This window comes from Bacillus sp. 16GRE42 (assembly GCF_019837435.1).
Taxonomy (GTDB): Bacteria; Bacillota; Bacilli; order Bacillales; family Bacillaceae_G; genus Bacillus_A; species Bacillus_A wiedmannii.
The window spans coordinates 540,124-566,101 of the sequence record NZ_JADAXF010000003.1; the positions used below are offsets into that span (position 1 = coordinate 540,124).

Annotated in this window: 21 protein-coding genes; 18 read left to right on the top strand and 3 right to left on the bottom strand. The window is 34.4% G+C overall.

Features of this window, described 5'->3' with window-relative positions; all coding sequences use genetic code 11:
• Window positions 1–67: 67 nt before the first annotated feature.
• A complete protein-coding gene (gene adhP, locus ILS93_RS19225) occupies window positions 68–1,105 on the top strand; it encodes an alcohol dehydrogenase AdhP (protein WP_064477348.1) in 1,038 nt (345 codons plus the stop codon).
• Between the two features lie 140 nt (window positions 1,106–1,245).
• Here adhP and ILS93_RS19230 read toward each other — a convergent pair whose 3' ends face one another.
• Window positions 1,246–2,265: an ABC transporter permease gene (locus tag ILS93_RS19230; RefSeq protein ID WP_000836586.1), complete on the bottom strand. Its 1,020-nt coding sequence runs from the start codon at window positions 2,263–2,265 to the stop codon at window positions 1,246–1,248.
• Entirely contained in the window at window positions 2,262–3,164 is a 903-nt protein-coding gene (locus ILS93_RS19235; RefSeq protein WP_000902494.1) for an ABC transporter permease subunit, read from the bottom strand. The genes ILS93_RS19230 and ILS93_RS19235 overlap by 4 nt, the downstream gene beginning before the upstream one ends.
• Before the next feature lie 512 nt (window positions 3,165–3,676).
• On the opposite strand from ILS93_RS19235, the gene gntK reads away from it, so the two are divergent.
• The 15 genes from gntK to ILS93_RS19310 all read left to right on the top strand — a co-directional run bounded on the left by gntK (window position 3,677) and on the right by ILS93_RS19310 (window position 22,025).
• Window positions 3,677–5,215: a gluconokinase gene (gene gntK / locus ILS93_RS19240; RefSeq protein ID WP_088046801.1), complete on the top strand. Its 1,539-nt coding sequence runs from the start codon at window positions 3,677–3,679 to the stop codon at window positions 5,213–5,215.
• Between the two features lie 14 nt (window positions 5,216–5,229).
• Window positions 5,230–6,579: a GntP family permease gene (locus ILS93_RS19245; RefSeq protein WP_064477346.1), complete on the top strand. Its 1,350-nt coding sequence runs from the start codon at window positions 5,230–5,232 to the stop codon at window positions 6,577–6,579.
• Between the two features lie 18 nt (window positions 6,580–6,597).
• Window positions 6,598–7,494 (top strand): phosphogluconate dehydrogenase (NAD(+)-dependent, decarboxylating), encoded by an 897-nt coding sequence (gnd, locus tag ILS93_RS19250; RefSeq protein ID WP_088058370.1) that lies wholly within the window; start codon window positions 6,598–6,600, stop codon window positions 7,492–7,494.
• A 270-nt stretch (window positions 7,495–7,764) separates the two neighbouring features.
• On the top strand, window positions 7,765–8,985 hold the full coding sequence (locus ILS93_RS19255) for a tetratricopeptide repeat-containing glycosyltransferase (protein ID WP_098102803.1): 1,221 nt from the start codon (window positions 7,765–7,767) through the stop codon (window positions 8,983–8,985).
• Window positions 8,986–9,019: 34 nt separating this feature from the next.
• Window positions 9,020–10,174, top strand: a complete 1,155-nt coding sequence (locus ILS93_RS19260) for a CgeB family protein (protein ID WP_064477343.1) — start codon at window positions 9,020–9,022, stop codon at window positions 10,172–10,174.
• Between the two features lie 146 nt (window positions 10,175–10,320).
• Entirely contained in the window at window positions 10,321–10,857 is a 537-nt protein-coding gene (locus tag ILS93_RS19265; RefSeq protein WP_098102804.1) for an NADPH-dependent FMN reductase, read from the top strand.
• A 1-nt stretch (window position 10,858) separates the two neighbouring features.
• The gene (locus ILS93_RS19270; RefSeq protein WP_222661131.1) at window positions 10,859–12,088 is read left to right on the top strand and encodes an MFS transporter; all 1,230 of its coding nucleotides are present in this window, start codon (window positions 10,859–10,861) and stop codon (window positions 12,086–12,088) included.
• A 201-nt stretch (window positions 12,089–12,289) separates the two neighbouring features.
• The gene (locus tag ILS93_RS19275; protein ID WP_064477341.1) at window positions 12,290–12,847 is read left to right on the top strand and encodes a YdcF family protein; all 558 of its coding nucleotides are present in this window, start codon (window positions 12,290–12,292) and stop codon (window positions 12,845–12,847) included.
• A 100-nt stretch (window positions 12,848–12,947) separates the two neighbouring features.
• Window positions 12,948–13,895: an ABC transporter ATP-binding protein gene (locus ILS93_RS19280; RefSeq protein WP_064477340.1), complete on the top strand. Its 948-nt coding sequence runs from the start codon at window positions 12,948–12,950 to the stop codon at window positions 13,893–13,895.
• A 3-nt stretch (window positions 13,896–13,898) separates the two neighbouring features.
• Window positions 13,899–15,410 carry an ABC transporter permease/substrate-binding protein gene (locus tag ILS93_RS19285; protein ID WP_048563114.1) on the top strand — a complete coding sequence of 504 codons (1,512 nt, stop codon included), beginning with the start codon at window positions 13,899–13,901 and terminating at the stop codon, window positions 15,408–15,410.
• A gap of 213 nt (window positions 15,411–15,623) precedes the next feature.
• The gene (locus ILS93_RS19290; protein WP_000129472.1) at window positions 15,624–17,051 is read left to right on the top strand and encodes a basic amino acid/polyamine antiporter; all 1,428 of its coding nucleotides are present in this window, start codon (window positions 15,624–15,626) and stop codon (window positions 17,049–17,051) included.
• A gap of 75 nt (window positions 17,052–17,126) precedes the next feature.
• Window positions 17,127–17,387: a hypothetical protein gene (locus ILS93_RS19295; RefSeq protein ID WP_064477339.1), complete on the top strand. Its 261-nt coding sequence runs from the start codon at window positions 17,127–17,129 to the stop codon at window positions 17,385–17,387.
• Between the two features lie 106 nt (window positions 17,388–17,493).
• The gene (locus ILS93_RS19300; protein ID WP_142315053.1) at window positions 17,494–19,314 is read left to right on the top strand and encodes an AAA family ATPase; all 1,821 of its coding nucleotides are present in this window, start codon (window positions 17,494–17,496) and stop codon (window positions 19,312–19,314) included.
• Complete coding sequence (locus ILS93_RS19305) at window positions 19,304–21,154, top strand: hypothetical protein (RefSeq protein ID WP_064477337.1); 1,851 nt, start codon at window positions 19,304–19,306, stop codon at window positions 21,152–21,154. The genes ILS93_RS19300 and ILS93_RS19305 overlap by 11 nt, the downstream gene beginning before the upstream one ends.
• Before the next feature lie 274 nt (window positions 21,155–21,428).
• Complete coding sequence (locus ILS93_RS19310) at window positions 21,429–22,025, top strand: hypothetical protein (protein WP_000487799.1); 597 nt, start codon at window positions 21,429–21,431, stop codon at window positions 22,023–22,025.
• 96 nt (window positions 22,026–22,121) lie between these two features.
• Here the strand turns inward: ILS93_RS19310 and racA are convergent, their stop codons facing one another.
• The gene (gene racA, locus ILS93_RS19315; RefSeq protein WP_064477336.1) at window positions 22,122–22,664 is read right to left on the bottom strand and encodes a chromosome-anchoring protein RacA; all 543 of its coding nucleotides are present in this window, start codon (window positions 22,662–22,664) and stop codon (window positions 22,122–22,124) included.
• 353 nt (window positions 22,665–23,017) lie between these two features.
• Here racA and ILS93_RS19320 point away from each other — a divergent pair, with 353 nt between their 5' ends.
• Window positions 23,018–24,373 (top strand): hemolysin family protein, encoded by a 1,356-nt coding sequence (locus ILS93_RS19320; protein WP_064477335.1) that lies wholly within the window; start codon window positions 23,018–23,020, stop codon window positions 24,371–24,373.
• Between the two features lie 132 nt (window positions 24,374–24,505).
• Window positions 24,506–25,930: an aldehyde dehydrogenase family protein gene (locus ILS93_RS19325; RefSeq protein ID WP_064477334.1), complete on the top strand. Its 1,425-nt coding sequence runs from the start codon at window positions 24,506–24,508 to the stop codon at window positions 25,928–25,930.
• The last annotated feature ends 48 nt before the right edge of the window (window positions 25,931–25,978 follow it).

A 25,978-nucleotide genomic window follows, 5' to 3' on the forward strand; every position in this document is an offset into this window, starting at 1 on the left:
ACCAGTGAAGACAGAAGTTGTGAGATGAACTCATTAAAATTCTAAAACACTAAAGGGGAGATCACATATGAAAGCAGTAGTAGTTAATAAAAATAGTAAAGCAAACATTGAAGTTATTGAAAAGGAATTACGTCCGTTACACTCAGGTGAAGCGCTAGTAGATGTAGAGTATTGTGGGGTTTGTCATACTGATTTACACGTTGCAAATCATGATTTTGGAAACACAGATGGCCGTATTCTTGGTCATGAGGGTGTAGGTATTGTTACGAAAATTGCTGATGATGTAACTTCACTAAAGGTAGGTGACCGTGTAAGTATTGCATGGATGTTCCAATCTTGTGGACGTTGTGAATATTGCGTAACAGGTAGAGAAACATTTTGCCGTGAAGTTAAGAACGCTGGTTATTCAGTAGATGGTGGTATGGCAGAACAATGTATCGTTACAGCTGATTATGCGGTGAAAGTACCAGAAGGATTAGATCCTGCTCAAGCATCATCAATCACATGTGCGGGCGTAACTACATATAAAGCGATAAAAGTATCAGACATTAAACCTGGTCAACCTATCGTCATCTATGGTTGTGGTGGATTAGGTAACCTAGCTATCCAATATGCTAAAAACGTATTTGGTGCAAAGGTAATTGCAGTAGATATTAATGACGATAAATTAGCGTTAGCAAAAGAGGTTGGTGCGGATATGACTATCAATCCAATTTCTCAAGGTCCTGCTGATAAGATTGTTCAAGATGAGTTTGGTGGTGCTTATGCTGCTGTAGTAACAGCCGTTTCTAAAGTAGCATTCAACTCAGCAGTTGATGCAGTACGTGCTTGTGGTAAAGTCGTTGCAGTAGGTTTACCAGTAGAAACTATGGATTTAAACATTCCGCGACTTGTACTAGATGGAATTGAAGTAGTTGGTTCTCTAGTCGGTACTCGTAAAGACTTAGAAGAGGCATTCATGTTCGGTGCAGAAGGAAAAGTAGTGCCGGTTGTTCAAACTTGTTCTCTAGATAAAGTACAAAATGTATTCGAAGAAATGGAAGAAGGTAGAATTCAAGGACGTATGGTAATCGATTTTAAACAGCATAATTGTGATTGCAAATAATTCACTTTAAATATAAAAAGCATGAGTCTAGCTAAAGACATGTAAAAAAGTTAGACAGCAGAAAGAAGATGATCCCTGCATTCAACAGGAATCATCTTCTTTTCATTCCACTACTATCAATGTCGACTAACGAGAAAGGATTAAAGGTTCACTTTATCTACAAACGAAAAAGAATCTTTACTTTTAACAAATTTTTTATGATTTGGAACGGTTTGAATTGCTACAACTTGCGAATCTCTTGCTTTCAGTGCATCTTGAATCCCGATTGTCATAAGCTTAATAAATAGAATCGTAATAAAGAATGAAACGAGAGTATACAAAATAATCCACCATGAAATATTCATTTCATAACGATTTAATCCAATAAGGCCTGCCCAATCATTCGATAGAGAAACAGGTTTGAGTACTCCGTCATAGAGTTCACGCATTTGTATCCCACCAATTATAATATCAAGCAACGCTAAATGGATAACGAGTATGAGAGTTTGGACGATATGTTCCATAAATAAAACAAATAAGCGGTCAAGTAATAAGACTCGTAAGTGTTTTTTGATAATATGAAAACGGCTAGCACCCAGTAATTGTGAACTTAAAATATAATCTTGTTTCATAAATTCATCAACCTCTGAGGATATATATAAAGAAAGTGTAGGCAGAGCGACGAAAATAAGTACAAGTACTTGATAAAATGCAAATGAAATATTTGGATCTAATCTATCAGCATTTGATATGATTACAATATTAACGGGCGTGATGAGTATAAATGCGATAAATAAAGTAGGAATATAGTAAAACACTTCTGAGCATGCCTGGAAAAATCTCTTGAATTTTGGAGCATATAAACTTAAGAGAATTCCTATACATGTTCCGAATAAAATTCGAAAGAAGCTAATTGCCACAGCTAATAAGATAGTGAATTTTGCTCCTTCTATAATTTGTAAGAAAACAGACTCTCCAAAACGATCAGATCCAAAAGGCGGTATTAACGATGGTGGAAAGGGGGCCTTTCCAAGTAATTCGTTATTGTCATTGTAAAGTAACTGAGGAGGTTTTGGGATGTTATCTTTAAAGAACCAACTATAAATAAAACTAGCTGAAACAAGTATGAATAAATAAGTAAAGCCGATTAAAAAGCGTTTTGATTTCCAAATAGATTTCATAAAGCTGCTCCTTTCAATTGCTTTTGCCATCTATTCATCATGAAAGAGATTATTTGAAAAATGGCATAAAACGGTAAGATAATCATGACAAGTATGATAAATGCAGCTGGAGGTGAAATAAACGCCTTTTTAAATAAAAATTGAATAATGCCTTGCATATTAAAAACAAATTCTAAAATAAATAAGTTAGAAAGTAAGAAAACAAAAATCGTTTTTAAATGGTGGAAGAAGTGGATAGATATATTTTTGAATAAATGAATGCATAGTATATAACTTGATGAAAACCCTTTTCCATATGCAACCTCTACGTAATGTTTTCCATGTTCTTCTTTTATGTATAACACCATCATCCGAAACATTTGTAATGTAGGTAAGACAGCTAAAGATAAAATAGGGAGTAAATAAGCTCGATTTTCATTAAAAGAAATAATAGTGACAGGTAATTCCCCGAATTTCCGCAGTAACCATATGAAAAATATTTGTAAACAAATCATCATCATCATATCAGGGACAGCTTCTAATATGAACACAATTCGGTTTATCCATTTTTTTATATAATCTTTTGCTAAAAAATAAAAAAATGCCATGCTAGATGAGATAAAGAGCGCAAGCAAAAAGGCTACAAATAATATAATAAACGAATATAGGTAAGGTTCTAAAACAGTTGGAAATAATGGTGTTGTTTTTAAATGACCAAACTTTGGGTCTGATCCTATAACCAACAATGATTCAGGTGAGAAAACCTGTTTTAACATAGTAACGATCTGGTTAAAAAAATAAATTGGTTGAAAGGTGAATCCTTGTTGAGTGATAAATAAATAAGGTAAATTTAATAATAGTAACAGTGATAAAAGAATGGATGAAAGCTTAATTGTGAATTGAGATATTTTATGTAACATTAAATCCCTCCGACATCTTTTTACAACATTATACAATAATGTCTAAAATATTGTTTTATTTTTCTGAAAAATATAAATACTATTTGATTTTATAGCATGGAACATATATTTACAAGTTAATAAAGTGATAGTAGGATACGCGCTCTAAGACTATTAAGAGAAAAGTACGAGAGAACTTAATACAATAAAAACGAGCAAAATGCACAAAGTTTCCATTGAGGAGGTAGTTGCTGTACAACTCCTTTTTCATGCAAATAAGTAGAATGTATGGAAGGAGTATATATGTGTTGTTAATGAAAGAAAAAGAGTGTGTTGCGCAACGAATAGAACGCAACTTTACCGCAGGGAAAAGCTAAATTTAGTATGTAAGTGAAATGGAATGAGGGGATTTATTTTTTGTGATGAAAAAAATTTTCTTTTTAAAACTTGATTAATGAAAAAATATTTTATATACTAATTCATGTAAACGGTTTACTAGTTCGTATTTTACTAGAAACGAAGGGAAGATTCGCATGGAAACAAGGGGGAGAGTAATCGGGATTGATATCGGTACCACAAGTACAAAAACGGTTGTGTTCACAGAAAAAGGAAAAGTCGTTGCATCACATGCAGTTGATTATCCAATTATTCAACCGAACGTCGGATGGGCTGAGCAAGATCCTGATGTAATATGTGCTGCTGTATACAAAACTGTAAGCGTTGCCATTGAGAAAGGTAACGTGTTACCAGAAGATATTTCGTCAATCGGTATTAGTACAGCGATGCACTCATTAATTGCAGTAGATGAAAACAGTACGCCATTAACGCGTTCTATCATTTGGGCAGATAATCGAAGTACGAAGCAATCAGAAAAATTATTACAACATATGAATGGGCATGAAATTTATAGACGAACGGGTACACCAGTTCATCCGATGTCGCCGCTTTCTAAATTATTGTGGATGAAAGAGGAAGAGCCAGAATTATATAGGAGCGCTTATAAATTTATTTCCATTAAAGAATATGTTATTTATCAATTATTTTCACGCTACGTAGTGGATTATTCAATTGCATCTGCTACTGGGTTATTTAATTTAGAAACATTAAACTGGGATGAAGATGTTTTAACGATGTTACATATGTCACCAGAACAATTATCAACACCTGTGCCAACTACATATATTTTATCGGGTATGAAACCTGAATTAGCACAGAAGATGGGCATTCGTGAAGATACGCCAGTTGTTATTGGTGCAAGTGATGGTGTTCTTGCGAATGTAGGCGTTGGGGCAATATCGCCTGGCTCAGCTGCAATTACAATTGGTACAAGTGGTGCAGTTCGAACAATTTCATCAAGTGTTAATACAGATGAAAAAGGAAGAACGTTTTGTTATGCATTAACAGACGAGCACTGGGTGATTGGCGGACCAACGAATAACGGCGGAATATTACTGAGATGGTTACGTGATGAATTTGGTAGCCCGGAACAAGAAGTTGCAAGGAAGCTTGGCATTGATCCGTATGATTTATTAATTAAGTATGCGGAAAGTGTACCAGCTGGAGCGGGTGGATTGCTATTTTTACCGTTTCTATCTGGAGAACGTGCACCTTACTGGAATGCAAATGCTCGTGGTACATTCTTTGGAATAAACCTTCAGCATAAACGAGAACATTTTATACGTGCAGTCATGGAAGGTGTTTGTATGAGCGTATATTCTGTTGCACTCGCAATCAGGGATTGTACAGGGCCACTTACTGAAATACGCGTTTCAGGAGGTTTTGCGAAATCTGCATTTTGGAGACAAATGTTATCCGATATGATGGGAAAAGAATTGCTTGTTCCTGAAAGTCATGAAGCATCTGCGCTTGGGGCAGCGGCAGTTGCTTTATATGCTGTAGGAAAAATTGATTCTCTTGAAGAGGTAAAGGATTGGATTGATATTGTTCATCATCATGTACCGAATAAAGAAAATACGGCTATATATTTAGAAATGTTTTATATGTATGAACGACTTTACAATCGCTTGAAAGAAGAATTTGATTGTATAGCTGCTTTCCAACGTAAACAATAGGGGGATTGGGAGAAATGGTAGTTGGAATCGTACTAGCGGCAGTTGTCATACTACTTTTACTTATTACGGTAGTAAAATGGCATCCGTTTGTCGCGTTAATATTAACAGCAATTGGTGTAGGGCTAGCAATGGGAATGCCATTGATTGGAACTTCACCCAAAGATCCAGGGATTATCGATTCTATTAAACTAGGGCTTGGTAATACGTTAGGGTTTTTAGCGATAGTTTTAGCATTAGGAACGATGCTTGGAAAAATGATGGCCGAATCTGGCGGTGCTGAACGAATTGCTACCACATTAATAGATCGTTTTGGGAAGAAACGTGTTCACTGGGCGATGATGTTCGTTGCATTTTTAGTAGGGATTCCAGTATTTTTCCAAGTTGGATTTGTACTACTAATTCCATTAGTATTTACAATTGCGTTAGAAACAGGGGTATCGCTTATTACAATTGGTATTCCACTAGTAGCAGGACTATCTGTTGTACACGGACTCGTTCCACCGCATCCGGCAGCGATGGCAGCGGTAGGTATTTTTAAAGCAGATGTAGGGAAAACAATTTTATATGCATTAATTGTCGGACTTCCAACTGCAATCATTTCAGGTCCGCTTTACGGGAAATGGATCGGTGCTCGTATACATAAAGAAGTACCATTAGATATAGCGGAGCAATTTATTGAAAGAGATAAGAAGAAGGAACTTCCTAGTTTCGGAAATACATTGTTTACTATTTTACTTCCAGTATTTCTTATGCTAGGTGCATCGATTGCGGAAGTAGGGCTAAGCAAAACAAGTCAACTTGCACAAGTATTGCACTTCATTGGAGATCCAATAGTCGCGTTATTAATTGCAACGATATATTCTTTCTTTAGTCTTGGTTATGCAAAAGGTTTCTCAAAAGATAAAGTATTACAATTTACAAATGATTGTTTAGGGCCAATTGCGAACATACTGTTAGTTATTGGTGCAGGCGGTGCGTTTAATAAAGTATTATTAGATTCTGGAATTGGAACGACAATCGCAGAAATGGCGAAAGAATCTCATATTTCACCGATATTATTAGGTTGGGGAATTGCGGCACTTATCCGAATTGCGACTGGATCTGCTACAGTTTCTATGATGACAGCAGCTGGAATTGTAGCACCGATTGCAGCAAGTACACCAGGTGTAAATGTTGAACTACTAGCACTTGCAACAGGTGCAGGTTCATTAATTTTATCACATGTAAATGATTCTGGGTTTTGGATGATTAAAGAGTATTTCGGAATGACTGTGAAAGAAACATTATTAACATGGACTGCAATGGAGACAATATTATCTGTTGTAGCACTTGGGCTAATTTCATTATTAAATATATTTGTATAGAATGGGAGATTGATTAATATGAAACTAGGTTTAATTGGATTAGGAAAAATGGGATTCCCATTAGCAGAACATTTATATGAAGACAAGCATGAAGTAGTTGTATATGACGTTAATAAAGAACTTGTTGAAAAAGCAGGGGCTTTAGGGATTACTGCTCGTCATACATTAAAAGAAATGATTGCTGAACTAGAAGCTCCTCGTACAATTTGGGTAATGGTACCTGCGGGAGAAGTTGTAGAGTCAGTATTAAAAGATGTATATCCATTATTAGAGGAAGGCGATATCGTTATTGAAGGCGGAAATTCATTCTATAAAGATACGTTACGCCGTGCGGAAGAAGCGAAAAGATTTGGTTTACATTACGTAGATATCGGAACATCAGGAGGTGTAGAAGGAGCTAGATACGGTGCTTGCTTAATGGTTGGTGGAGAAAAAGAAATTTACGATCAATTAGAACCTTTATTTAAAGATTTAGCAGTAGAAAATGGGTATTCTTATGCAGGCCGCGTCGGAAGTGGTCATTTCTTAAAAATGGTTCATAACGGTATTGAATACGGTATGATGCAAGCAATTGCTGAAGGCTTTGAAGTGTTAGATAAAAGTGATTTTGATTTCAATTATGAAGATGTTGCAAAAGTATGGGCAAACGGATCGGTTATCCGCGGTTGGTTAATGGACTTAACTGAAAAGGCATTTGCAGATGATCCAAAACTAGATGGCATAAAAGGTGTGATGAACTCTTCAGGAGAAGGGAAATGGACTGTGGAAACGGCACTTGAACTTCAAGCGGCAGCGCCGGTAATTGCAATGTCATTATTTATGCGCTACCGTTCTCAAGAAGATGATACATTCCACGGAAAAGTAGTTTCAGCTCTTCGTAATCAGTTCGGTGGACATGAAGTTGTGAAAAAATAGGAAATGATTTTTGAAAGAAACTTGTGCAAAGGCGCAAGTTTCTTTTTTATAGTGTAAGAAATTTCTAAATTGAAAATACCAATCAATCATTATTTATTTGTACTGGATGTATCAAATATATAGTGAAGCATGAAAGATGTCCCAATATAAAAATAAGAATAAATAAAATGAAATTTTCATAAATAGTAAAAGGATGATTATGTCATCAATGTAGCTATGAAGTGGTGTTACATATGAAAAGAGCGTGTTAATAAAATATGAGGTGGTTAAATGGGAAATGAGCAAGTGAAGAATGCAGGGAAAGAAAAAAAGTTATGTCTTTGTATGATTGTTAAAAACGAGTCTAGAATTATGGAAAGATGTTTAAATGCTACAAAATCAATTGTAGACTTTGTTTCTATTTGTGATACGGGATCAACTGATCATACACCCGAAATTATTGAAAATTGGTGTAAAGAAAATGAAATCCCAGGAACAGTTCATCATGAACCATTTAAAAATTTTGGTTATAACAGAAGTTTAGCTGTTTCATTGGCACAAAAAACATATCCAGAAGCAGATTATTTATTAATATTAGATGCAGATATGATATTAGAAGTTGATCCTGAGTTTGATAAGACTAGTTTAACGGAAGACCATTATCTTACATTGCAATATGATATTCATATTAAGTATTGGCTTACACGCCTTTTGAAAGCTTCTTTACCATGGAAATCTGTCGGTGTTACTCATGAGTATTGGGATATAGATCGTTCCAAAGTTGGTGCGAATTACAATACGAGAGTAGCAAGGTTAGAGACGCTTGTCGTTAACGACCCTGGTGATGGTGGTAGTAAAGCTGATAAATTTGAGAGAGATGAGAGATTATTGTTAGAAGGGATTAATGATCCAGAAACAACGCCTGATTTGCATATAAGATATTTATTTTATTTAGCCCAAACTTATTTTCATTTAAGTCAATTTGAAGATTCGATTAAATGGTACAAAAAAAGAGTGGAAGCAGGGGGATGGGTTGAAGAAGTTTTCTATTCGTTATTGCGAATAGGATTTTGTTATGAACAATTAGCAAACCGTTCGGCAAATCAGCAACATGAAGTAACAGAAGCGGAAGAAAAAGAAACTATGAAGAAGCAAGAAGAACAATATACAGCATTAGCAATTCTTTATTTTCAAAAAGCGTGGGAATACCGACCAACTAGAGCTGAACCATTATACCAACTTGCAAGAATGTATCGATTAAAATCTCAAAATAATATTGCTTTGATGTATGCCTTGCAAGGGAAGGAAGTTCCTTTTCCGAATAATGATCTTCTATTTGTAGATTACCATGTGTATGATTACTTATTTGACTATGAGATTTCTATAAGTGCTTTTTATATACCGCATAAAAAACATTTAGGTGCAGTGTCACAAAAATTTTTGGAATCGAAAAAAGAAGAGTTACCGTTGCATATAGCAAATATGGTAGAAAGTAATGCGAAATTTTATTAAATACAATTTCGGTTAAAGGAGTAGTGGAGTAATAATGGAATTAATACGATGGGCGCTAGAACTAGGAGAATCTGTGCATGGAAATACGTATGAAGAATTGATGCCACTACTAGATTATTATTATGATCGTGATCATTTAAAAGCGTATTGTATTGCAAATCTGCTTTTAGACATGGACGTAGCAGATGAGCATCGGCAAAGGATTGAATTAAGAAGGTGCATTGCTGCTTATTATGCTGGATTATATAAAGTAGCAAAAAAACATGCAAATGAGCTTTTACTTAAATATCCGGATGTGGATTTGTATAAAAATAATTTAAGGCTAATGGAAGCTTATTTGAATAAAGAATATGATTATTGTCTTTTTATATGCCCAAAGACGTATGGTAGTTTCATAGATGTCGCGCGAGCTTTGAAATGGCGATTGGAGCAGGAGGGAAATACAGCAATTATTTCAGAAACAATACTAGAAAATGTGAAAAATACAATTGTTTTTGGAGCGCATACATATGCACATAACCCGAATCTACTTCCGAAAAATGCAATTATTTATAATTTAGAACAGCTATATGAAGGAAGCCCTTATGCGCACCCCCTTTATTTAATGTTATTAAAAGATAAGGAAATTTGGGATTATAGTAAACAAAATATAGCATGGTTAAAACAAAAAGGTGTAGGAAAAGAAATAAGACATATAGGAATGAACTATGCCCCAACTTTGGAAATAAAAAAAGATGCATTTGAAGATGAGGTAACTGAAGACATCGATATACTGTTTATAGGTGCTCTTAATCCGAGGCGGCAAGCTATTTTAGATCAATTAAAAGCAGTTGCCCCCAATTTAAATATTGTTTTTAAAAATAATGCGTGGGGAATTGTTAGAAATGAGTTGATCGCTAGGTCTAAAATTATATTAAATATTCATTTTTACTTATCAGGAATTCTTGAAACACCTCGAGTTTCTTATGCGGTGGCAAATAAGAAATTTATTATTTCGGAAAATAGTAATCCAGAGGACGAGATAGAGTGGCCAGGAATTGTGTTTACTCCATACGAAAAAATAATAGAAAATATTATGAAATATGTAGCTTTACCAGAAGAGCGTATTAAATTAGCAGAAAAAGCGTATAACCATTTTGAAGCGAAAGGAAACATTGGCATACTGTGTCATAAAGAGGAGGAAAAGTAATTGTGAAGAACTCATACTTTCGTATGAGTTCTTTTTTTCGTCTATCATACTATTTTATCAAGCTAGTTCCCTCTTTATATTGTGTTTTGTATAGAAATTTCTGATAATATATAAGTATAACTGAAAAACAAAGGAGAGAAATAATTATGAAACTAGTCGTTATTAACGGTACTCCAAGAAAATTCGGTAGAACTCGTGTGGTGGCGAAATATATTGCTGATCAATTTGAAGGGGAGTTATACGATTTATCAGTAGAGGAACTGCCTTTATATAACGGGGAAGAATCACAACGTGAATTAGAAGCGGTAAAAAAATTAAAGGCATTAGTGAAAACTGCAGACGCTGTAGTACTATGTACACCTGAATATCATAATGCAATGAGTGGGGCGTTGAAAAATTCGTTAGATTACTTAAGCAGTAGTGAATTTGTTCATAAACCTGTCGCATTACTTGCAGTTGCTGGAGGCGGTAAAGGTGGCATTAACGCATTAAACAATATGCGTATTGTTGCTAGAGGGGTGTACGCAAATGCAATCCCAAAACAAGTTGTGCTTGATGGACTTCATGTACAAGACGGTGAACTTGGAGAAGATGCAAAACCATTAATTCATGATTTAGTTAAAGAATTAAAAGCATATATGAGCGTATATAAAGAGGTGAAAAAACAACTAGGAGTTGAGTGATATGTCATCTCTGTATAAAGATTCACGCTTGTATTTCATTCTAGGGGCCAATAGTCTATCAGCTATTGGCTCCGGTATTGTTATGATAACGATTCCGTGGTTGTTAATTAAAGAGAATGGAGGAGAGACAACGTTTGGTTATGTCTCCATCATCGCAACTCTTATTATGTTTTTATTAACACCGTTTATCGGGCAGAGTATTGATCGTTTTTCAAGAAAATCTTTATTATTATGTAATGAAGGTATTGGGATAGTCATTATAGGGATGATGGCTATATGGGGATTTACTGGGCAACCTTATCATTCTATTCACTATATTCTTATATATATAGCAGGGTCATTTTACTATTTATTATTTTATCCTACAATATTTGCGTTTAACCAAGAGATATTTCAAGCAGAACATTATAAAAATTTAAGTGGAACAATGGAAATACAAGGACAGTTAACTCAAGTTATTTCAGGAGCGGCTGCTAGCTTCCTTATTGAAATCATTTCTTTAAAATGGATTTTGTTAGTAGATATGTTAACTTTTGTAGGAGCATTTTTCCTTTTCTTATGTATACCGTACGTAAAGAAAAAGGAAGTAAAAAGGAAAGTAACATTTAAGAAGCAATTGTCCGAAGGGATTCACTTTATGCAAAAGCGTCCGAAGTTCTTTTGGTTTTTACTGGCGACTTATATGCCGTTTATCGGTGTCATGATGGCAAATTATTTAATCCCGGTATATATTTCAGATCTATTAAAAGCCAGTGCCTCAGTATACGCAATAGAAGGTATGATGTACGGCGTCGGAGCGGTTCTTGCGGGAATAGGTATTCCAATTATGATGAAATATATAAAGATAGAAGTTTCAATCGTCATGACGATGCTCATTTATGTAATTTCAATTACCGCAATGATTATTGAACCTTCCGTAATGTTGTTATATGGACTTGCAATTTTTCATGCAATTGGCAATGCAGGTACAAGAGTGGCAAGAAATGTATTGATGATGGAGGAAATTCCAAACGAAGTAATGGGACGTGTAGACAGCGTATTTCGATTAATTGGTACAGGAATACGAATTGTATTATTAATGCTGTTTACAGCTGGTGTATCTAAAACTGGGGTAATGCTCCCTTTTTACGTATTAAGCTGCATATTGATTTTTTCATTAGGAATCGCAATTTATTATGTACTTTCACAACGTAAAGTAGGGACGAACGTTTCAAATAAATCAATCGTATAAAGTGAAACTTTATACCGTGGGGGTTCTGTTCACCCCTCACCAATCGGGCTTTTACGGGCAGCCCGAATCCCACCTAACTTCTTTGCTTTCGCTGAATTTTGAGTTGGGGGTCTTACTGCCCAGCAAATAGCGGGATAAAAAATACTTCTGCCTCCCTATCTTTTTCTATATAATAAAAAGAAAGGGAGTGCAAACTTATTTATGAACAAATGGATATTGCTTATAATCTTATTACTACCGCCACTATACATTCTTTATATGACGTTTCGAATGAAGAAAGTTGCTCGTGAAAAATTGAGTAATCACTCTCCATACGTTCTTATATTAGGCGCAAAGTTATTTGGAGATAGACCGTCTTTATCTCTTCAAAACCGTTTGGATGTAGCGTTGGAATATTTATATTCCCATCCTGAAGCGAAAGTAATTGTTTCAGGTGGTCAAGGGGAAGATGAAGATATACCGGAAGCTCATAGTATGAGAAACTATTTAATGGTACATGGTATAGATGAGAATCGTATTTTAATAGAAGATCAATCTACAAATACGTATGAGAATGTAAAGTTTAGTATGGATTTATATGATGTGAAACATGCGGTAGTTGTAAGTAATACGTATCATTTATATAGAACGAAAATAATCGCAAAGCGTTTAGGCATGAAGATGGAGGCACTAGCTGCTGAAACACCAATGCGCTCTAAGAAAAAAATGTATGTACGTGAATATGCTGCAATAATGAAAACAATATTGTTCGACCGTTAGAGCTCAAATGTGGGCTCTTTTTTAATTATAAAGCGTATCATTTGAAATGAATGCCGTATTCCATCAAAATAAAGGAAACAACATTAAAGGAGCTGTATTTGTGATTCAATTTAATCATGTGTCAAAAGCGTATGAAGATGGCACGAAAGCAGTGGATTCATTGCATTTAGAAATTAATAAGGGAGAATTTTTTGTTCTCATTGGTCCGAGTGGTTGCGGGAAAACAACGACAATGAAAATGATTAACCGTTTAATTGAAACGACTGAAGGATCTATTTTAATCGATGGAAAAGATATTCAACAATATAATATTAATGAATTGCGTTGGAATATAGGATACGTATTGCAGCAAATCGCTTTGTTTCCGCATATGACAATTGCAGAAAACATTGCAGTTGTTCCTGAAATGAGAAAATGGAGCAAAGAAAAAATAAAAGCTCGTGTCGATGAGTTGCTACAGATGGTCGGGCTAGATCCAGACGTATATCGCGATCGTATGCCTGATGAATTGTCAGGAGGGCAAAAGCAGCGCGTTGGTGTCGTAAGGGCATTAGCCGCAAACCCGAAAATCGTTCTTATGGATGAACCGTTTAGTGCGTTAGATCCATTAAGTAGGGAACAGCTTCAGAAGGATATCGTACAATTGCAAAAAAAGATTCAAAAAACAATTGTGTTCGTAACACATGATATGCAAGAAGCGTTATCGCTTGGAGATCGTATTTGTATTATGAAAGAAGGAAAAGTTGTTCAATTAGATACACCAGAAGGTATTATACATAATCCGAAAAATGAGTTTGTAGAGGAGTTCATTGGAAATCGTGGACGACCTTGGTATGAGGGGAAAAGTATAGAAGATGTATTACCACTTGATAAAAGTATGCGGATAGAAGGGGATGCACTATCATTGCATTCTTCTTTACAAGAAGCATTAATTCGTGTACGAGCTGACGAAGTCGTTCCAGTTGAAGAAAATGGTCAATATGTTGGAGCTTTAACAAGTCGTCATATTGTTAATTACATTGTTGAACAAATGAAGGAAAGAGGCTAAACAGTGACTGATTTTATACAAACGTTCCAAGAGCGAAAAATAGAATTACTAACTGCATTAAGTGAGCATTTACAAATATCGCTTATTTCACTATTTTTTGCAGTAATTATTGCGGTGCCACTTGGCATTTTATTAACGAGAAAACAACGAATGGCTGAATTTATAATAGGAACTTCTGCAGTTATGCAGACTGTCCCATCACTGGCATTACTCGGACTTTTAATTCCGTTAGTAGGAATTGGAAAACTTCCTGCCATTATTGCATTAGTTGTGTATGCACTATTACCTATTTTACGAAACACATATACAGGAATAAGGGAGTTAGATGAATCTTTAATCGAGGCAGCGAGAGCTATGGGGATGAATAGCTGGAGAAGACTGTGGAAGGTAGAACTTCCTCTTGCTTTACCAATTATTATGGCCGGTATTCGTACGGCGATGGTATTAATTGTTGGAACAGCTACATTAGCAGCTCTTATAGGTGCTGGTGGGCTCGGAAAACTCATATTACTTGGTATCGATCGAAATGATCATGCGCTTATCATTTTAGGGGCCGTACCAGCCGCGTTACTCGCTTTATTTTTTGATGTAGTACTTAGAGTGCTTGAGAGTCCAAAACGCTCCTCTAAGCGTATTATATTGACGATATGTATTACTTGTATAATGATTGCTTCTCCCTTTCTTTGGAACACACAAAAGAAAGATATTGTTATTGCCGGCAAACTTGGATCAGAACCTGAAATTTTAATTCAAATGTATAAGCAACTTATCGAACAAGATACCGATTTACACGTAGAATTAAAACCAGGTCTTGGAAAAACAGCATTTGTATTTGAAGCATTGAAATCAGGAGAAGTAGATATATACCCTGAATTTTCAGGAACAGCTTTATCTACTTTCGTGAAAGAAGAGCCAAAAAGTACAAATCGGGATGAAGTATATGAGCAGGCTCGCATTGGAATGGAAAAGAAATATAATATGGTTATGTTGAAGCCGATGGAGTATAACAATACATATGCACTAGCTATGCCGAAAAAAATAGCAGATCAAAATAATATAAATACAATTTCTGATTTAGGAAAAATGGCACAGGATGCTAAAGTAGGATTCACATTAGAATTTGCTGATCGTGAAGACGGTTATAAAGGAATGCAAAAATTATATAACTATAAGTTTTTAAATGTGAAAACGATGGAACCGAAACTACGTTATAGTGCAATTCAATCAGGGGATGTTAACGTAATCGATGCATATTCAACTGATAGTGAACTTGAGCAGTATGGACTGAAAGTGCTACAAGATGATAAAGGGTTATTCCCACCGTACCAAGGTGCACCATTATTAAGAAAAGAGACGTTACAGAAATATCCTGAACTTGAAAAAGTATTAAATACATTATCTGGGAAGATTACAGATGAAGAAATGCGAAAAATGAATTATGAAGTAAATGTGAATGGAAAAAGTAGTGAAGAAGTTGCGAAACAATTTTTACAAAAAGAGAATTTACTTCGTTAATTTTACAAGAAATATACAAATTTATATGTATGAAATGACCGTTCATTACAAAATGAACGGTTTTTTTGTGCATACTTATACATTTTTTCAAAAAAGTATTCCATTTTTCTTCATTTTCTTTTAGAATAAGTAATGTTTTCCTGAAAAAATATAAGAGAAACGTCTATTAGAGAAAAAGGTGACTTTAATAGTTGAACGAACATAACACCTAGAATGACAGATGGGGTGGTACAAATAGAAAAGAAGTTAGGTTTTTTTCCATTAATTGCATTAGTAGTCGGAACGATGGTTGGTGGCGGTGTTTTTAGTTTACCGCATGATTTAGCAGTAGGAGCGAATAGCGGCTCTATAATAATTGGTTGGTGTATTACAGCGATGGGAATGATTCCACTCGCGCTCGTATATCAAACGTTAGCAAGACAAAAACCGGAGCTTGAGGGCGGAATTTATAGTTATGCACGTGCTGGTTTCGGAGAATATATCGGATTTAACAGTGCTTGGGGATATTGGCTAGCAGGAATTTTAGGAAACGTTGCAACAATCATGTTACTGTTTAGTACATTAGGTTATTTCTTCCCCATTTTTAAAGGTGGAAATAATGTTGCGTCTATTGTTGGAGCGTCACTTTTATTATGGACACTTCATTTTCTAATTTTATTTGGAATTCGTGAAGCATCTATTATGAATGTTATTGCAACGATAGGGAAATTAGTTCCAATCGTATTATTTATTGTTGTAATGGTAACAGCATTTCGCTGGGATACGTTTACACATGATTTTTGGGGAGAAGGAACTATATCAGTTTCCTCTATACTTGGTCAAGTGAAAAATACAATGCTTGTAACTCTTTGGGTTTTCATTGGGGTTGAAGGAGCGGTTGTATTATCTGGTAGAGCGAAAAATAGCCGAGATGTTGGTAAAGCGACAGTACTTGGACTTATTTTAGTAATGTCTATTTATATTTTAATTTCTGTCTTGTCTATGGGAGCGATGACAAGAGGAGAGCTTTCCGTGTTAGAAACCCCATCAATGGGACATGTATTAGAACATGTTGTTGGGACATGGGGCGCAGTTGCGATTAACATTGGGTTAGTTGCTTCACTTGTAGGTACATTAATAGGCTGGTTTTTACTTGTTTCTGAAATTTCCCACGTAGCAGGAAAAGATGGCGTGTTTCCGAAAGTCTTTACGAAAACAAATAAAAAACAAACGCCACATATGGCATTATGGATTTCAAATTGCGTTGCCCAAATTATATTTATAATCGTTCTGTTTTCAGAATCAACATATCAAATTATGTATTTCATAGCTTCAACATCAATTTTAGTACCATATTTATTATCAGCGTTATTCCAATTCAAATTAGTTATTACAAACGAACTAAAAGATGCAAAAGTAAAAAACGGCTCGTTAGCTTTAATTGCTTCTATTTATTCTGTATGGCTTCTATATGCAGCAGGTTTGAAAAATTTATTACTTGTTTCAATCGTGTATGGAATCGGGATTATTGTTTACATGTATGCAAGAAAAGAAAAAGGAAATCGTTGTTTTAAAGGTATTGAGAGATATGTAATGTGGGCAATTGTTATCGCAGCTATCACATCACTTTATATGCTATTAACTGGAAATATAAAAATGTAAAAGTCCTTTTAAATAAAGGGCTTTTTTCTTTGTCTAGAGAATATTTAATACATAAGATATTCAGGAGGGATGAAAATGGAAGAAAAAAAACAGTTAACCAGAATTGTTGATTTAGCGAGTGAAGTAAGGAAAGTATTAGTGCAAGAATCCTTTTTTAATCATCATCCTGAACTACGAGGAGTGATTGAAAATTTAGCGAGTGCTGTAGAGAATTTGGCGGAATTACAGCAAAATACAGATGAAAACGCTGAAGATCGATTACGATATGTACTTGCTAAAATGAAAATTGCTCATAATGCCATTTTACAAGAGAAAAAAGCATTTCCATCTCATTAATATACGTTTTTATTTTGAACCTGGCGGATAACGTCAGGTTTTTTGTTTCTAGTTTTTCATTTCTTTCATACACTAAGAATAGTATGAAAAAAAGAAGGTGACGAAGGTGAAATTACATAAAGCTCTTCAGCCAAGTTTTATAAAAAGAATGTACTATATGAGGTTTATCGGAAAGTTTACAAAAGCAGAGAGAGAGAAGAATGGAGAGAATTTTTTTGTGCAATGCCTATCGCCAATACCATTCACGTTACAAGAGCAATTAAAAAATGAACCATACGTATTTGAAGGTTTATGTAGCAATAAAAAGAATGAAAAAGTCTTTTCGGAATTAAAGAAAAGAAAATTAGAAAAGCAATTGGTTATGTTTCGTCTCTATTATGAAAGAGGACATATATACGTGGAGTTAATTTGTGCGGAAGAACCACGAGAAATGGCCAATGGCTATAAAATGATTCCAGTACCTAAAGTTTCCGAATACAAAAAAGGAGAGTCTTTAGAAAGAAAACTTGGAAATGGCTATTTGTCATTTCTAATGCCAAAATATCCGAAAGACTTTGAGCCTCCCGAATTATTGTGGCACGATGGAAGGTTATATGGAAATATATCTTTAAAGTCATCATCAATTAGTTCAATCGCCTATTTTGAACAGCAGCGGGAATGTAAGTATATAGACTTAAATGACTGGATGAAGTATGTGGAAATAGCGGTAGAAGATCAATTGTATTTTGTAAGCAATCACATGTATGAGCAATTAAAAAAACGAATGACTGAAGAAGGTAAGCATGTAGAAGTAGAGGAAATAAAAGTGCACAAGGATGAATGGGAATGGGATGAGCGTGAATCCGTCTTTTTACAGTATGTAAAAAGTTTTGTACGTAATAAAGGGCTATATTTGGATGAAACGGACATTTATAATTTCCATATAAGTGCGAAAACAAATATGTTGACGATTCTAGGTGGTATACCAGGCGCTGGGAAATCCCGATTTGTGCAAGCTTATGCAGAAGCACTTGGATTACAGTATGGGGAAGAATTGGTTTGGATTCCGATTTCACCATCGTATCAAGAACCACATGATTTACTTGGTTACCTTCACCCAAATGGTACTTTTATTGAAAGTGAAACAAAATTAGTTAGGGCGTTAATGAAGGCAAAAGAAAATCAAAATCAACTATATATAATCGTTTTTGATGAAATGAATATGTCGCATATTGAGCATTGGTTTACTCCATTTCTATCTGTTCTTCAACTTGAAAAGCAAAACCGTATTCTAAATTTGTATGAAGGTGTACAAGAAAAAGAAAATCCAATTCCATCAACAATTGAAATTGGTGAAAATATTATATTTGTAGGTACAGTAAATTTTGATGAAACAACGAAAGAACTCTCAGATCGATTATTAGATCGGACGAATTTAATAACGTTACAAAAGATTCCGTTTTGTGAGATGTGTATGGAACAAGAGAAAATTGTATTACAACCACCTCTGAAAGTAACTGCAGGAGAATTTCGTATAAGCTGGGTCAGGAATAAAGCGATGATTGAGGTGTTTTCTGAAGAAGAGTTAGAACTATTAGATAAGTTACATGTTGTATTGTCATCACATGATATGTCAAAGGGAATTTCATTTCGATGTGCAAACGCAATCGCTACTTACTTGCAAAATATACCGTTCCAAAATAATCATTCCTATATGATCAGTAGAGAAGAGGGATTTGATTTACAAATCAAGCAACGTGTATTGACGAAAATAAGAGGGACTGAAATGATGGTTGGGTCTTTACTTTCTGAAGACGTAAAAAGGGGGACAACATTACTACCTCTTTTGCAATCGCCACTTGCAAACAGGGTATCTACATTTGAACACTCTTTAGCATATATAAGAGAAAAGCGTAGAGAACTGGAGCTGTATGGCTATGCAAAATGAAGGGCGATATGAAACAGAAATCGTTGATACGAAAGAAACGCTCCCTTTTGTATTAAAGTTAATCATTGGAACTGAGGCAAAAGGGGAATATATTTTATTAAATCGTCTTTGTACATCTACTACAGAATTAGTTCAATGTATTTATAAAGTACAAGAATTAAAACCAATTAGATTGCATTACCATTATGAAAGTCCAATGAATATTACTTTTATATGGAATAAAGTATATGAGGGACAGAAAAATATAAAAGAGTCAAAATATGAAATAAATGAAAAAAAACAAAAGGTATTAATATATGAACATGGAAAAACGGAATTCTTTTATCCATGGCGTTGTGGATTATATCATTTTGAAGTGAATATAGAAGATAGAACGTATTATGGCGCATTTCAAATCGTTCCCAAAAATTTTTTTGATGATCAATTTGAAATGATTCAAAACTATGTAAAGTCAATTTTGAATGAGTTGATTTTAGATAGAGGTTATTATAAAAAGACTTTCTCTGCACTTAGTGATATTGAAGATTCTTCTTATTTAGTGTTACTTAGAAAGTTGCCGCAAAAAATGAAAAAGATAAAGCAAATTTTCAAGAAAATAGAATCGAGTTCAAAATTTATACATGAATATAAATGGGAAGAAAAGGAGCGGAAAGCGACGAGAAAAGGAGCCATAGTGGCGGAAAGAAAACCGTATGCAAAATATTATAATCGTAAGTTGATAGAACAAAAAAATAGTAAGGAAAATGCATTTCTTAAATTTAAAGCGATGCAATTTTATCTCTATTTACTTGAAGCGGAAAGTTTTTTGCGCCAAACAATTGAAATATTAGAAAGAGCAAAAAGGAAGAAATCAGAAGAATTTCAAGCTGTAAAAACGATTATACAAACAATTGAGCGTAATGGATCAGTGACCGATAGAGAGAAACAAAAATATAAAAATATACATTTACTAAAAGAGGCGGATTTGCGAAAAAGCTCTATGAAGATACAAGAATATAAAATATTAGCGCATTTTGTACATGAAAGTGTACAATACTTTCAAACTTTAATGCATTCTCCATTTTGGAGAGAAGTTTCCGAAACTGGTAACATGCACTCACATAATTTACCGATACCACATCAACAACTACTACAGCATTTAGATTTACTTCCACAATATACAGAACAATCTCCATCTTTATTATTTGTTTATAAACCAACATTTTTAGTGTATGAATATTACGCTTTTTTTATCGTTATTTCCATGTTAGAGCAAATTGGTTTTGAGGCTAGAAATTCCATTCGTGAACAAATTCAAGAACATTTTTATGTAGATGGATTACAGGATGGAACGACAGTAGTTTTACAACGAGATGATATTAGAGTACAAGTCGCATTTAATGATTTAATTGAAACTCATCCTCTTATTGCATTAAGTAAAGGGAGTAATTTTTATAATGGAGAAGATACGAAGAAGCCAGACATTCGCTTAGACTGTTATGTAAAGGAAGAAGGGAAATACGTATATCAATCTTCTATTATTATCGAAGTGAAGTATAGCCCCATGTACAATATTTTTCAGCACGTTGGAAATACGAAGGCAACTGAGCAAATGTATAAGTACTGGTCTATAAAATATGTAGAAGAACAGGATGGAAAGAGAGTCTATTATCGAAGGGCCATTTATGAAGTTATTTGTGTATATCCAGGAAGTCATATGCATAGTAAAAAAATTGAGTCTGGATGTGGTGTGTTCTTGCAATTATATCCATATAAAACGAAACAAGGGGAAGAGAAATTAGCCGGAAAACATGGAATGGTACAAATTTTTGAGAAGTGGTTAAAAAGCATGAAGAAGTAAAAAAATCCTTTTTTATAAAGGATTTTTTTAGATTAAGAAGAAATATATGCTGTATGGAAGGCAGCTTTATACGATTTGAATTTGAAAGTAATATAAATATATTGTTAGAAGAACGGTACATGAGGGATAAAAGACAATTAAGATGGAATTTAATTCATTTTGCAGAATATAATAAGTCATAAATATTTTTAGTTGCATACGAAGATTTGTTCTTATATGATAGATAGTGAAAGCGTTATCAAAAACAGAGCGGCGATGGGAAAGGCGGGTAAATATGTTCCAGCGTGTTCAAACAAAAGAAGAACATTTTTGGTTCGAGCAACTATGGGGAGATTTTTGTGAAGAAAGAAACTTAATGTTCGTAGAACGTAATTTAAATCCATCACGATTTTTATTAATAGAAGATGAACATCATATTGGTACAGTAGAATGTATTAAGTATACGGAACCAGAGCAATCGAATTCTGAGTTTTTCTATCCGTTTTCTAAAAATGATTTAGTGAAAGATTTGAAAAATGTGTATGAAATAGGCAAGTTAAGTATTGCGAAAACGTCTCGTGGGAGAGGACACTTCAAAAGACTAACAGCTATTTTATTTATGCATGCATTAGAAACGAAAGCAGAATGGTATATTGCAGCAGTGACAAAAAGAATGTATATGTATTTATTAACACTCGGTTTCCCAATTGAACCGGTAGATAAGCCATTTCAGTTTCATGATACTTTACAAGGTGTACCAGTGCGAATTCATGCCCGAAAAGGGGCTACGCATTTGTATTCTTTAAAAGAATTTCGAGATGTGATTCAAGGGAATGCTCATGCACAGGCATTAATCGCAGAATACAGTAAAAATATTATGTTAACAAAATAAAGCGAAATGAATATATATAATAAAGAGAATGCTATTTTAATATGAAGTCTTTCTTCATGAAAAAAGACCCTTATTATTTTAATAAGGGTCTAAAAATTATAATCCAAATATACTAAAAATCATTTTGCGGCGCTTCGGCTTCTTTTCTCGTTCATATGTTGGTTTTGAATCGGGAGTAATATATATTGGTTCTTCTTTCTTGAGGGAAGCTTCTAGCTTTTGAATCCGCTCTAACATTTCCTCCATTTCACGGCGATGTTGTAAAAGTTGGTACGTAACAACATCATTTGCCTTATCTTGCATTTGTTCTTCCATTCGATCTAGCCTTCTCGTAATAGTGTTTAATTGAGCTGCTAATTGCTCAAATTCATGTGATGATTTGTTTTGAACAATTGTATTTACTTGAGTTTTTAATTCTTCAACATCATTTGATGATGTTTTTTGAGTAGGGTGAGAGTTTTGAGACTGCTCTATTTGTAAAAGATGGAATTCTAACATTTGATCTAAATCTTCTTGTGTGAAAATAAAGTGACCATATTTATTTTTTTCTATCGTAAGATTTAATTGTTGTGCAATCCGGACAACAGCCTTTGGGCTAACACCTAATTTTTTTGCGATAAATGGTGTTTTATATTCCAAAATAATCCCTCCTATATATATCCTGTTGAATGATTTCGATCTATGAAGGAAGTTCCCTTCTAGTGTGACAAAAGAAGTGTGGAATCGGCAAAGAAAGTGTTTTTTCACGAAATGAAGCTGTGAAGAATATATCGTTTATATAAAATCTTTTATCTTAAGATTTAGAACTATTTGACTAAGGGAAATGAATTAGATTATCATAATGATAAATATCTTTTTTATGTATGCATATAATATATAAAAAGGTGGTTGCTAATGTAGAATTTTGTTAGAGTATTAGAATGCTTACTTCACTTGAATAAAATTAAGTAGGAGGTGGCTTCCTTGCTTACAATGTAAGTAAGGAGAAGTATTTGGACATATATAGTATAAGTATAGTGATTGTTTTAATTGCCTTAACGGCATTTTTCGTTGCAGCAGAATTTGCAATTGTTAAAGTGCGAAGTTCACGAATTGACTATTTAATTGCAGAAGGAAATAATCGCGCAACATCTGTCAAAACAGTCATTACAAACTTAGACGAATATTTATCTGCTTGTCAGCTAGGAATAACAGTTACAGCTCTGGGGATTGGGTGGTTTGGTAAACCGGCGTTAAAGCAAATGTTTGACACGCTTTTTGCAAATTTGAACATTTCTACTCAACTAGCAGACATGTTTGCTGTAATTTTAGTGTTTTTGTTTATTACATTTTTACATGTTGTAATAGGGGAATTGGCCCCAAAAACATTCGCGATTCAAAAAGCTGAACAAGTGAGTTTGTTTGTTGCTAAACCATTAATTTTCTTTTATCGTATGGCGTTTCCATTTATTTGGCTATTAAATGGATCAGCCCGCATTATTACGAAGTTGTTAGGGCTGAAACCACCGAAAGGGCACGATGAGGTTCATTCAGAAGAAGAATTACGGTTATTAGTTTCAGAAAGTTACAAAAATGGAGAGATTAATCAGTCTGAATATAAATATGTAAATAAAATTTTTGAATTTGATGATCGTATAGCGAAAGAAATAATGGTACCCCGAACTGAGATGCATATTATAAGTAAAGAAATGCCTGCTGAAGAAGCTTTGCAAAAAATGTCTCGGGAAAAATATACGAGATATCCAGTTGTAGATGGGGACAAAGATCACGTAATAGGCTTTGTAAACTTTAAAGATATTTTCACAGATTTTGTGCAGCATAATGCAGTAAGTAATAAGAAAGTAGAGCAATATATTAGGCCAATCATTTTAGTTATCGACTCTATCCCAATACACGACTTATTTTTAAAAATGCAAAAAGAAAGAACACATATTGCTATATTGATAGATGAATATGGTGGTACGTCTGGACTTGTTACAGTTGAAGACATTTTAGAAGAAATAGTGGGAGATATTCAAGATGAGTTTGATACGGATGAACAGCCAGAAATTCAAAAAGTTAGTGAAACGAAAACAATACTAGAGGGAAAAGTGCTTGTTAGTGAAGTGAATACGTTATTAGGTTTAACGATTGATGATAATGGTGTTGATACAATTGGTGGTTGGATTTTAACGAAGAATATAGAAATTGCTGAAGAGGATTTCATTGAAATTGAAAATTATAAGTTTTGTGTAAAAGAATTAGATGGACACTATATAAAGAGATTAGAAGTAACAAAAACTGTAGAATCAATTGTTATTTTAGAAGATGAAAAACAAATTCCATTTCAAGAACAAATTAGTTCGTAGACTCTGCTATATGGCAGGGTTTTTTTGAGCATAATGTTTTTGGCAGAATAAGTGCTATGATACAATGACATAAGTCAGACCTTTCACTAGGTGAAATATTGTTGTAAACATATATTTGGAAGGGGAAGAATTATGAAAAAGCATTTATATATAAATGGAGATTGGAAGCCTGTAAACACTTATAAACCATTATACGCACCATATTCTGAAGAAACGTTAGCGGAAATTGCACAAGGAACGGAAGAAGATGTACAAGAGGCTGTTACTGCTGCAAAAAATGCAATGAAAAAAATGAATACATTATCTGCATATGATCGTGCGACTATTTTAGAGAAGGTTGCACAAAAAATGGATGAAAGAAGAGAAGAATTTGCAGAGATTATTGCAAAAGAGGCTGCAAAACCAATTCGTGCTGCGAGGGGAGAAGTAGATCGTACCGTTCAGACATACAAATTTGCAGCGGAAGAAGCGAAGCGTATATACGGTGAGACACTGCCACTTGATGCAGCACCTGGTGCAGATGGGCGTATTGCATACACAATACGTAAACCGATTGGGGTTATAGGAGCTATTACACCATTTAATTTCCCATTAAATTTAGTGGCGCATAAAGTCGGCCCTGCAATTGCTGCCGGAAACACAGTTGTGTTAAAACCAGCTGATCAAACGCCATTATCGTCTTACGCATTAGTTGAATTATTTGAAGAGGCAGGATTGCCAAAAGGAGCTTTAAATATTATTTCTGGTCCCGGTTCAACTGTAGGTGAGGCGATAGTTACAAATGATGATGTTGCTTCCATTACTTTTACGGGAAGTCCGAAAGTTGGAATTGGAATTAAGGCAAAGGCTGGGTTAAAGCGAGTTACATTGGAACTAGGATCAAATGCTGCTGTAATTATTGATGAAGATGTAGAATTAGCAGATGAATTAATTGAACGTGTAAAATGGGGAGCATTTGTAAACAATGGACAAGTTTGTATTTCGGTACAACGTGTTTTTGTACATGAAAAGAGAATGGATGAATTTCTTTCAAAGCTAAAGAAAGCGATGGAAACAGTTGTTGTTGGGGATCCATTGCTGGAAGAAACGGATGTATCGGCTTTAATTTCGAAAAAAGATGTAGAGCGAATAGAAATGTGGGTGCAAGAAGCTATTAAGGAAGGGGCAGCTGTTTTATACGGTGGTAAGAAACGTGATGCAAGGATTTTTGAACCAACTGTATTAACAAATGTTCCAGAGTATGTATCTGTTCAGTGCCAAGAAGTATTTGGTCCACTCATGACAGTAAATACATTTAAAGAATTTGATGAAGCGATAGAGCAAGTAAATCATTCACGTTACGGCCTACAAGCAGGTGTGTTTACAAATAATTTGTTTAAAGCAATGCGTGCAATTGATGAGCTTGAAGTTGGTGGTGTCATGATAAATGATATTCCAACGTTTAGGGTAGATCATATGCCTTACGGTGGTGTGAAAGAAAGCGGTACGGGGCGTGAAGGAATTAAATATGCAATAGAAGAAATGACAGAAATGAAATTAGTGTGTATTAAAAAATAAAGTAGATTAAGCTTAAACAAAACAATAAAAAACGAGAAGGAAATGTTT